Source organism: Methylocaldum sp. GT1TLB, from assembly GCF_051027445.1.
Lineage (GTDB): Bacteria > Pseudomonadota > Gammaproteobacteria > Methylococcales > Methylococcaceae > Methylocaldum.
The window spans coordinates 4,058,699-4,070,126 of the sequence record NZ_CP194898.1 but is presented as its reverse complement, the minus strand read 5'-3'; the positions used below and the strand labels follow the sequence as shown (position 1 = coordinate 4,070,126).

The window sequence follows — 11,428 nt, the reverse complement described above, 5'->3', positions numbered from 1 at the left end:
GAAGGAAGCGGCCGGCCGAACCGGGCATTCTGGATAGTTGGCCCCGTATTATCGGCGTCGATGCCGCCGAATGTCACCGTTGCCGTCGCGACACAAGACCTGGATGGTTCTCCGCGTGCAAATAGCGTCGGAACTTGGCGGTTCGCGGGGAACTCCGCGATGCTGTCCGTTTCCAAATAGAAACATCGGCGTTACTTGATAAGGAATCGAGACATCAGGATGCAAAGAGGAATCACTTTAGTCTCGCCGCGCGAATCCGCATTCGCGGGTGTACAGAATCCACCGCCCTACCAGTCCGAATCGGAGACCTCAAGCTAAGCCGTACGCCATGGAAAGCTCATTCCAACCCGGTGCGGTAGTCGTCAGCAGAGACGGTTTACCGGGTTTTGTCGATCCCGCATTCCTTCCCGTCAACGAACAGGCCGTAGTGCAAGTGCAATTCGAGCGCGGCGAACGGCTGGTGATCCCCGTGAACGTCCTCGATCGGCAGGAAGACGGAACCTATGTTCTGCCCATGACCTTGGCCGAAGCCATGACCACTTGGCGGGACCCGTCGGAAAACGGCGAAACGCTGACCATTCCCGTAGCGGAGGAACGACTGGTACGGCAAATCCGCAAAATCGAAACCGGGCGGGTGCGCATCACCAAACGCATTTCTACCCGGGTCGAAGAGGTCGATGATCCACTAATCCAGGAAACGCTTCATGTCGAGCGGGTCGCCGTAAACCGTCCTATCGATGAGCCGGTGCCCGCCCGGCATGAAGGCGACACGCTGATCATTCCCGTATTCGAAGAAACCCTGGTAGTGCGGAAGCAGCTGATTCTGAAGGAAGAGCTGCACGTGACCCGACGCAAAACGGAATCGCACCGGCCGCAACAAGTGACCCTGCGGCGCGAGGAAGTGTCGGTCGAGCGGGTTCCTCCGGAGAGACAGACGACGGACCTTGAACAGCCTGGAGTCTCAAACTGAGATGCCTCAATGTTTTTGATCGTATTTTTTAACGTTCGGACGAGGAGAAAGCCATGATTAACACAGTGGTTGGATTACTGGATAACCGATCGGAAGCCGAAAAAGTCGTGCACGACCTCGAGCGTGAAGGCTTCGGCCGAGATCACATTCATGTCATGACCAGCGATGTCGAATACGAGCGCGAGCTAGGCGCAGCCGGTGGAGCCCAGAAGGAATCCGGCCTCCGCTTCGTCCTTTCCAAGCTCGGGCTGCTGGAAGAGCGCCGGCATGAAATCGGGCTTCCTGCGGAGGACATCCGTTATTACTCTGAAGGCGTACGCCGCGGCGGCCTCCTGGTCACCGTCGAAACCGACGAAAGCCACGCCGACCGTGCTGCAGAGATTCTGGAGGAACACGGCGCGGTGAATATCGAGGAGCGCGCGGGTCAATGGCAGCAGACCGGCATGACACAACAGCCGACCATGGGCAAAGCGGGCACTACTACAGAACCTATGCGTACCGCCGAGGAAGCGAAAATCCCGGTCGTCGAGGAAGAGCTGAAAGTGGGCAAGCGCGCCGTCAAGCGTGGCGGAGTCCGCGTCTATACCCATGTCAAGGAGCGGCCGGTTGACGAAGACATCACTCTGCGCGAAGAGCACGTCAACGTCGAACGCCACCGGGTCGACCGTCCCGTGTCGGACGCAGACATGGCAGCCTTCAAGGAAGGCACCATCGAGCTCACCGAAACGGGGGAAGAAGCTGTAGCCTCCAAGGAAGCACGGGTGGTTGAAGAAGTCACCGTCAGCAAAGGCGTGACGGAACATATCGAGACCATCCACGATACGCTGCGCCGGACCGAAGTCGACGTGGAAGAATTCGGCAGAGGCGCAGCCGAAACACCGTCCGGCTTCGAGCGTTTCGATGCCGATTTTCGCCAGCACTATTCGACCCATTTCGGCAATCAGGGACAGCCTTATGATCGGTACCTGCCCGCCTACCGCTTCGGCCACGCGCTGGGTAGCGATCCCGCCTACTCCGGCAAGGACTGGGCAGCGCTGGAACCGGATGTCCGGCGTGTGTGGGAGAAAAAACAGCCGAGCAGCAAATGGGACCAGATGAAAAACGCGATCCACTATGCTTGGGAACGCGCGCGGGGTCATCGCTGAATGCATCCGGCTCGCCTAACCCTTTAGGAATTTCCTGAGAAAGCCCTCTCCCCTCTGGATGGCGTCGCGAAAGCGCCCCCGCCACTGGGGAGAGCACAGCTGCCCGGTCAGGCTGGAATCCCTTCCCAATCGCAAACGGTCGCTTTAGTCGCGACCCTTCCAATCGCAAACGGTCGCTTTAGTCGCGACCCTTCCAATCGCAAACGGTCGCTTTAGTCGCGACCCTTCCAATCGCAAACGGTCGCTTTAGTCGCGACCCTTCCAATCGCAAACGGTGTCTCCGGGAACACCAAGGCGACGATTTCCGACACAAAGCCCGTCGGCAAAGGGTTACCGACCTACGACTGTAGCACCCTGTAGGTCGGGAATCCTTTCCCGACGCCACGTCCCGGCCGAGCGTCTTCGTCGGCAAAGGATTGCCGACCTACGCTCTCCCCTCCTGGAACGAATCCGTACACCGGGATGGAAAACGCTCTAAGTACATTCAGGGAATGTCTTGCGGCATAGGCAACCTGCAGGACAACCCCGCCAATCAAGCCAATCTGTCGAGATTCCGCAAATATTTGCGGAATGTACTTAGCAACAGGTCGACCATGCTCGGTCAACGACCTGCCCCGGCGGCCGTTAACGAGAATGAGCGCGTGATGATCCGGACGTGGATCCTGCTCGCTATTGGAGCCGGACATCCGCCCGCCGCACCTCGACCAGATTGTCCGAGAACGTCGGCGCATGACCGAAGTTGCAGTAGGCGGCCGAACTGATCACATTGACCGAGCCGTCGCTGCGATTGCGGCTCCGCCAGTATCCGAGAGTCGCGACCACCACGCCCGGCGGGGTATCCTCGGTAACCCGCGCGTCGGCTTCGAATTCGCCGCGGTCGTTGAATACCTTCACATTATCCCCTTCGCGAATGCCGCGCGGTTCGGCGTCGGCCGGGTTGATGAGCACGAATTGCTCGCCCTGGGCGCGAATCTTGTGCTCTTCGTTCGCGTAACAGGAGTTCAAAAAGCCGTGGCTTTTGGGCGAAAGGATATTCAGCGGAAACCGTTTCGCCCGCTCGGGATCGCTCTCCGGCCGCTCGCGGCAGGGCACGTAATCGGGCAAGTCGTCGATCGGTTCCGCGCCTTGGCCGCTTTCGTACATCTGCCGGAAAACGGCGCCGACGAAATTGCCCTGCGCGGCGCCCGAGGCCTTGAACTCGCACTTTCCCGAGGGCGTCGGGAAGTTGCCCTCGGCGTGCGGCGCCGAGGTTTCCGGTTTGCCGCCTCGGATATGGGCGTAACCGCGCCGCTCCAGATAAGCCAGGTCGATGTCCCGAAGCTGCGGCGCATTCCAGTCGACGTAGTGTTCGATCATCTCGCGATCGCTGCGCGTGAACTGTTCGTCGTCGAATCCCATGACTTTTGCCAGGCGCCGGAACAATTCGGTGTTGGGTACGGCTTCGCCCGAGGCCGGGACGGCTTTCTGGTTGAGGGTCAAATAGAGGTGGCCCCAGGACCACATGATGTCGTCCATTTCCCCCGCCATCGCGGCGGGCAGGACCAAATCCGCGTAGGCGGCGGTGTCGGTGATGAAGTGCTCGCTGACCACCGTGAACAAATCCTCGCGCTTCAGGCCCTCGACGATCCTGTTGGTTTCCGGCGCCTGCGACACCGGGTTGGCGTTGTAGACCATCAGGGACTTGACCGGCGGCGCGAGCGGCATGCGCCCTGTCAGCGCGTCGCCCAGCTTCAGGATGTTGATCACGCGGGTCCCCGGCTTGATCCATTCCGGCCGGCACACCCGATCCCAGTGAATCGGAAATTCCCAGACCGGCATCTGCAGCAAGCCGCCGCCCACGTGTCGCCAGGCCCCGGTCAAGGCCGGCAGACAGCACACCGCGCGGATCGTTTGCCCGCCTCCGTGATGACGCTCCAGCGCGACGCCTATGCGAATCGCCGCGGGCTGGGTCGTGGCATATTCGCGGCTCAACTTCCGGATGTCGTCGGCGGGAATGCCGGTGATTTCGGCTGCGTACTCGGGCGTGTAGCGCGCCGCCCTCTCCTTCAGATCCTCGAATCCGATCGTGTATTGGGCGATATAGTCGCGATCCAGCAAATCTTCGGCAATGATCTGATGAATCATCGCCATGGCCAGCGCGCCGTCGGTGCCGGGCTTCGGGGCCAGATGCCAGTCGGCCTGCTTGGCGGTGCGGGATTTGTAGGCGTCGATCACCACCACCTTGGCGCCGTTTTTCTGCGCCTCGTGGACGATATGCCAGTGATGCAGGTTGGTGCTGACCGAATTGCAGGCCCAGATGACGATGTATTTCGACTTGGCGAAGCTTTCCGGATCAACGCCGCCGGTGGGGCCGACCGTGAGCAGCCAGGCGGTGGACGAACCGCTCGCGCAGAACGTTTTTTCCAGCACGCTCGCGCCCAGCTTGTTGAAAAACGCATCGCCGACGGTCAGGCCCTGAAGAGTGCCCTGGTTGCCCAGGTAGTTGTAGGGAAGAATCGCTTCCGCGCCGTACTCGTCGATGATGGCAGTCCAGCGGGTCTTGATCTCGTCCAGCGCCTCGTCCCAGGAAATCCGCTCGAACCGGCGCGAGCCTTTCGGCCCCACGCGGCGCGAGGGATACAGCACGCGCTCCGGATTGTAGTGATGGTCGTGGAAATCCTTGAGCTTGGTGCAAAGGCCGCCCCGCGTTAGCGGATGATCGGGATTGCCGCGCACATTGACCAGCCGGTCGTTTTCGACTTCGTAGAGCATCGCGCAGGTGTCCGGGCAATCGTGCGGACACGCGCCGAATACGGTTTTCTTCTCGCTGGCAGCTGCCATTTCTTCTCCTCCGGTCAATCGTTTTTATACAAATTTCAATCAAGATGACGCATGGGAATCGTCATACTCGATGTCCGTCGCGTACACATCGTAAGCCTTGCTGTATTCCATGACCCGAGCCACCTCCGCGATGAAATCTTCGCCGTACCCGGCCCGGCGCAGCAGGTGAAATCCGACTTCCATGCCCGAACTGATGCCGCCGCCGGTAACGATCCGTCCGGCGTCGACCACCCGCGCCCGGCTGATGCGGCAGGCCGGGGCCAGCTCGGCCAGGCGGTCGATGGGCACTTTGCCCGACGGGGATTGTTCCACGCGATCGGGCTCCTTGCGGTTGGTCGCCGCTTTTCCGTCCAACAGCCCCATCTTGGCGTAAATCCAGGAACCGGTGCATACCGAAACCAGCAGGGTTCTCTCGGGCAAGCCGCGGATGAACTCGTGCAGATGCCCGTTGTTGATTTCCTGCCGCGTGCCGAAACCGCCCGGGATCAGGAAGGCGTCCATGTCGGGCCGGTCCGCAAAGGAATAGTTGGGCAGCACCGTAAAGCCGGCCTGCGCCTGCACCGGACGCAAGGACTCGGCGATGAAGAAAGCCTCCAGCTCGGGATCGAATCGCCGGGCGACCGAGAATACGCCATAGGGCGCTGCGAAGTCGACGATTTCCAGATCCTTGCAGATGTAAATGCCTAATCGGAAACCGGGTTTAAACGTGTAACTCATGGTCGTTTCCTTGTGCTGGTCGAGGAGCAATCCGCCATGTAGACAGATCTGTCTACAGCATTGATGAGACAGACCATTCTGTCAATAATCCCGTAAACGCTTTCAAAACCTCTTATGACTCAAGACGCCACGCCTATTACGTCCTCGGCACGCGACCGCATCCTGGAAACCGCGCAACGGCTGTTCTACCAATACGGCATCCGCGCCGTGGGCGTCGATCGCATCATCGCCGAATCGGGCGTCGCCAAGATGTCGTTCTACCGCCACTTCCCGTCCAAAAAAGACCTGGTGATCGCGTTTCTCGAACGGCGCCATCGATTCTGGATGGATTGGTTTACCCGGCGCGTGCGGGAATTGGCCGAATCCCAAACTTCGCCAGGCCTCGGCATCATCGCGGATGCCCTGAAGGAATGGTTCTCGGATCCCGACTTCCGAGGCTGTGCGTTCATCAATACGGTCGCGGAACTGAGCGAGGATTCGGCGGAAGAACGCCGGATCGCGGCGGATCACAAGCGGGAACTGCGGGATTTCGTCCGAACGATGATCCCGGAGCGGCCGGGACGCTCGGCAAACGACGCGGCGGAACTGGCTCTGCTGATCATCGACGGCGCCATCGTGCGCGCCCAAATGACGGGCAATGCTGAAGTGGCTGAGGAAGCGCGCACCTTGCTCGAATTTTTGGATGGGGAACCGTTCGGATCAACCGCTTAGAACCTACTCGAGCGCCGGAATCGAAGAGGCGACGGCTAGGGAGGAGACACCGCGGAAAACCAAGCGGCGACCAGGGCGTCGGAAGAAGGACTTGGTCGGTCCGCTGAACGCCGGCTTCGAAAGAAACGCGGCGATAGAAGGCGGCAGATCAGAACATGCCGAATCTCCCCAGCCCGAGGTGTCGTGAAAGGCTGCCATCAGAGACAATCAGCTTGCCCAATCGACGATCCGCGACGCTCGTCCCCGTCGCTGATTTCTTCCCGGAGGGGAAACGCTTTTACGGCACCCTCGATCCAGGAGAGGCTGCCAGGCGGAGAATCCATTTTCCGCCCCGCTCATCGGTAAAAAATCGTCGACTAGGGCGCGCAGTTCCGCACGGAATCCTGCTGGTCGGCAATGCAACGGTCGCCGTTGACATGGGGGCCGCCCTCGATCAGGTCATCGCCCGCGCCGCCCCAAAGGATATCGTCGCCCTCGCCGCCGTCGATCATGTCGTTACCCAGGCCTCCGCGCAGCACATCGTTGCCGTCGCCGCCGCAGATCAGGTCATCCCCGCCGAGGCCGTCGATCACGTCGTGGCCGGCCAAGCCGACGATGACGTCGTTGCCCGGCGTTCCCCGCAAGACATCGTTGCCCGGAGTGCCGATGATCGTGGCCGGAACGCCGAAGCACGCGGGCGAAGCGGGCGCGCTGACGAAAAGCACGGCCTGGCCCTGGAAAGCATTGCCGGCCACCGTTTGGCCCAACGCCCCCACCAGGAAGTCGGGTGCGCCATCGCCGTTCACGTCACCCGTCCCGGCTACCGCAGAACCAAACTCCGCGTTCGTTTGGGGCGTCGTATGATCGAAGGTGTGAAGGAGGGTCCCATCGGCCCCGCTGAAGACAAAGGCCTGGCCTTGTTGGCTGTTGCCGGCCACGTTCTGTCCGGGCGCGCCTACCAGGAAGTCGGATTTGCCGTCGCCGTTGACATCCCCCGCGCTGGCCACGGCGTTGCCAAAGTAGGCGTCGTCCTGAGGCGTCGGGTTATCGAGGGTGTGCAGCAGAGTCCCATCCGCCCCGCTGAAGATATAGGCTTGGCCCTGGTCAGCGTGGCTGCCCACATCCTGGAAGGGCGCCCCCACCAGGAGGTCGGAAATCCCGTCGCGGTTGACATCCCCAGCCCCGGCCACGGCAAAGCCAAACCGGGCATCGCCTTGAGGCGTCGGGTCGTCAAGAGTATGGAGCAGACTCCCGTCGGCCCCGCTGAGGACGAAGACATGGCCGTGAATCACGTCGCAGCACGTGACGCCTCCGGGCGCGCCTACCAGAAGGTCGGATTTGCCATCGCGGTTCACATCGCCCACTCCGGCCACCGCAGAGCCAAACTCGGCGAAGGATTGGGGCATCGGGTCATCGAGGGTCAGAAGCAGACTCCCGTCGGCTCCGCTGAAGGCGAAAGCCTGGCCTTGGTTAGTACGTCCCCCCACGTATTGCCCAGGCGCTCCCACCAGGAAGTCGGGGATACCATCGCCGTTGATATCGCTCACCCCGGTCACGGCAAAGCCGAAATAAGCGAGTTCATCGGGTATGGGCTGGTTGACGGTATGCAGCAGTCTCCCGTCCGCTCCGTTGAATATAAAGGCCTGGCCCCGATAAGCATTTTGCGATGGCGCCCCCACCAGAAGATCGGAGCTGCCGTCGCCGTTCACATCCCCCACCCCGGCCACGGCCTGGCCGAACTCGGCCTGCATCTGAGGCACGGGATCATCGAGGGTCAGGAGGACACTGCCATCGGCTCCGCTCAGAACAAACGCCTGACCTTGGTCAACATTGCCGGCCACCGGCTGTCCCCATGCCCCGACCAAGAGATCGGGGATGCCATCGCCGTTCACGTCCCCCGCTGCGGCCACGGCCTCGCCGAACAGACCGCCTCCCGTCATGGGATTGTCGAGAGTCAGTGGTGTATACGGGGCCTCGGCGCGGGCCGAGACCAGCCAAACCCCGGCCAGCAGGCCGAGACCGTAATTCAATACCCTGGGCCGGACTCCGGCCCTGAAGGCTGCATGGAGAACCGCCGACGAGCCGGTCCTTTTTCCGTCATCGCTTTTCATACGAGTTCCTCCCTAATCGAATTGGTATAACCGAACGAAAGCCTCGGCTTTTTGGAATTCTTGCCGGGGCTCGGTGATATTGCGAAATTGATGCCACCGAGTGACAGCAGGTCGGGTCGGATGGAATCCGGATTTGGCCGTCGAGCGTAAGACGCAGGCACTTAAAGCAAGCAACTCATTGATTAACGATTAATTTTTACCGGATTCACGCACGATATGGGGCCGTGCAAGCATCGTTCTTAAAAGACTCGCTAAACGTATGGGGAAGTTTGTGGATCATCGGGTTAGCTCACACCCAGGCTCGGAATCGAGGGAAGGATGGGCCGGGAAAAGACCTTGGGTCGCCCGCCCGGTTGCCGGTTTCAAGAGAAGGGCGACGATCTGCCTGGCGTCCGAATGCCGTCCACCGCTATGCCGGACCGGAGGATGCAAAGTCCCTCCCTCGGTGGAAAAGGGGTTAGTAGGTGCGGAATCCGTTTCCGACATCACCGATCTATCGGCCACGGCTTGTCGACCTATGGCGACATTACAGGTTACAGTTTTGCACGGTATCCCGGTTATCGGCGGCGCAACGATCGCCGTTGACATGAGAGCCGCCGTCGGCGATGTCGTTGCCACCGGCACCGTCCACGACATTCAGCATATCGTCCCCCTCTCCGCCCCGAAGGATATCGTTGCCTGAACCGCCGCTGGCCCGGTCTCGACCGGGGCCGCCCTCGAGCAGGTCATCGCCCGCGCCGCCCCAGAGGATATCGTTGTCCTCGCCGCCACTGAGCTTATCGTTACCCGTGCCCCCACGGAGCGTGTCGTTGCCGTCGCCGCCGCAGATCAGGTCATCGCCGCCGCGGCCGTCGATCACGTCGTGGCCGGCCAGGCCGACGATGACGTCGTTGCCCGGCGTTCCCCGCAAGACATCATTGCCCGCAGTGCCGACAATCGTCGCCGGCATGCCGAAGCACACGGGCGTCGTCGGCCGGCTGACAAAGAGCACGGCCTGACCCTGACCAGGATTGCCGTCCACGCTTTGGTTCCAGGCACCTATCAGGAGGTCGGTTTTGCCGTCGCCGTTGACATCCCCCGCGCTCGCCAGTACCTGACCGAAGTGGGCGTCATCCTTGGGCGTCGGATGGTCGAGGGTGTGCAGCAAGATGCCATCGGCCCCGCTGAAGATGAAGGCCTGCCCCTGATGTGCATTGCCGCCCACGGTTTGCCTGGGCGCTCCAACCAGGAGGTCGGATTTGCTATCGCCGTTCACATCGCCCGCGCCGGCCACGGCCGAACCGAAGTGAGCACCTTCCTGAGGCAGGGGAGTATCGAGGGTCTGAAGGAGGGTCCCATCGGCCCCGCTGAAGACAAAGGCCCGTCCCTGGTACTCGTTGCCACCCACGTCTTGCAGGTAAGCTCCCACCAGAAAGTCGGGGGTGCCATCGCCGTTCACATCGCCCGCGCCGGCCACAGCATCACCGAAGTGCGCACTTTCCTGGACTATCGGGTCATCGAGGGTGTGCAGCAGGGTGCCATCGATCCCACTCAGGACAAAGGCCCGGCCTTGGCCGCGATTGCCGGCTACAGTTTGCCCGGACGCTCCCACCAGGAGGTCGGGAACCCCGTCGCCGTTCACATCGCCCGCGCCGGCCACGGCCGAACCGAAGTGAGCACCTTCCTGAGGCAGGGGAGTATCGAGGGTCTGAAGGAGGGTCCCATCGGCCCCGCTGAAGACAAACGCCCGGCCCTGGCCGAAATTGCCCCCCAAATCTTGCGAGGATGCCCCCACCAGGAGGTCGGAAATCCCATCGCGGTTGACATCCCCCGCACCGGCCACGGCATCGCCAAAGTAGGCGTCGTCCTGAGGCGTCGGGTTATCGAGGGTGTACACCAAGGCCCCATCGGCACCGCTGAAAATATAGGCTTGGCCCTGGTCAGCGTGGCTGCCCACATCCTGGAAGGGCGCCCCCACCAGGAGGTCGGGAATCCCGTCGCGGTTGACATCCCCAGCCCTAGCCATGGCTCGACCAAAATAGGCGACAGCCTGGGGTGTCGGGTTATTGAGAATGTGCAACAGACTGCCGTCGGCCCCGCTGAAGACAAACGCCCGGCCTTGGGCATAGTTGCCATCCGCGTTTTGCCAGGACGCCCCCACCAGGAGATCGGAAATCCCATCGCGGTTGACATCCCCCGCACCGGCCACGGCGTCGCCAAAGTAGGCGTCGTTCTGGGGCGTCGGGTTATCCAGAATAAGGGGCACATAGGGAGACTCGGCGTTAGCCGACGCCAGCCAAAATCCGACCAGGACTCCGAGACCGCGCTTCAGGACCATAAGCTGGATTCGGGCACTCAAGGCCTCGCTTGAGAGCCGCCAACGGGCCGGTCCGTTTTCCACGCTTTTCATACGAGTTACTCCCTATCTCTATGGGTATCATCGAACAAAGGCCGCGGTTTTTTTTGCGTTTTTACCGGGCATCGGTGAGTGTGCGAAATTAATGCCATCCGTGGACGGTTGGGTCGGATCAATGGGATCCGGATTTGGCCGTCAGGCGAGGAATGCGGAGTTGGATCAATGTCACATTCGGAATGAACTTCTCTGTTCGCCGGATAGTCGCACCGCACTTGTCCTTGCAACTGCTGCCTTCAAGAAGCTTGCTTCGTCACATGCGACGACTTGCGGTTCGCGGAATTCGTATTGACACCATGGCGACCGAGCTGTTAGCGTGAAGCCATGAATCGACGGCAGCCCTCCATCCCTCCTCTTCTGGCTCTTACCCCGAGCCTCGGTCTGCTGCTGCCCCGCGCGGGCAAATAACTCACCTCATTTTTTCCTTCGATCGACTGAACACCCTTCATGGGATAACTGCGTCCGTACGACGCCTTTTCCTGGAGTACGACCATGAACCACCTGACGCCCGCCCTACCCCTGCTTCGACTTCAACCCGGTTGCCGGGCCTTGCGTTCGCGGCAGCCCGGCAGCCTTTCCGTCG

Annotated in this window: 7 protein-coding genes; 3 read left to right on the top strand and 4 right to left on the bottom strand. The window is 61.3% G+C overall.

The genetic code is table 11. The features are described 5' to 3' along the window. Positions 1-328: 328 nt before the first annotated feature. Complete coding sequence (locus tag ACR2R1_RS17965; protein ID WP_434111256.1) at positions 329-970, top strand: YsnF/AvaK domain-containing protein; 642 nt, start codon at positions 329-331, stop codon at positions 968-970. A gap of 53 nt (positions 971-1,023) precedes the next feature. Next, entirely contained in the window at positions 1,024-2,115 is a 1,092-nt protein-coding gene (locus ACR2R1_RS17960) for a DUF2382 domain-containing protein (protein ID WP_077729958.1), read from the top strand. 669 nt (positions 2,116-2,784) lie between these two features. On the opposite strand, the gene ACR2R1_RS17955 is transcribed toward ACR2R1_RS17960, so the two are convergent. Then, positions 2,785-4,935 (bottom strand): molybdopterin oxidoreductase family protein, encoded by a 2,151-nt coding sequence (locus tag ACR2R1_RS17955; RefSeq protein WP_156880532.1) that lies wholly within the window; start codon positions 4,933-4,935, stop codon positions 2,785-2,787. 39 nt (positions 4,936-4,974) lie between these two features. Beyond that, positions 4,975-5,652: a DJ-1/PfpI family protein gene (locus ACR2R1_RS17950; protein ID WP_086134041.1), complete on the bottom strand. Its 678-nt coding sequence runs from the start codon at positions 5,650-5,652 to the stop codon at positions 4,975-4,977. A 114-nt stretch (positions 5,653-5,766) separates the two neighbouring features. Between ACR2R1_RS17950 and ACR2R1_RS17945 the strand changes: the two genes are divergently transcribed. After that, a complete protein-coding gene (locus ACR2R1_RS17945) occupies positions 5,767-6,363 on the top strand; it encodes a TetR/AcrR family transcriptional regulator (protein ID WP_086134040.1) in 597 nt (198 codons plus the stop codon). 356 nt (positions 6,364-6,719) lie between these two features. Here the strand turns inward: ACR2R1_RS17945 and ACR2R1_RS17940 are convergent, their stop codons facing one another. Continuing rightward, entirely contained in the window at positions 6,720-8,453 is a 1,734-nt protein-coding gene (locus ACR2R1_RS17940) for an FG-GAP-like repeat-containing protein (RefSeq protein WP_434111253.1), read from the bottom strand. Between the two features lie 526 nt (positions 8,454-8,979). After that, entirely contained in the window at positions 8,980-10,842 is a 1,863-nt protein-coding gene (locus ACR2R1_RS17935) for an FG-GAP-like repeat-containing protein (protein ID WP_434111251.1), read from the bottom strand. Positions 10,843-11,428 lie beyond the last annotated feature (586 nt).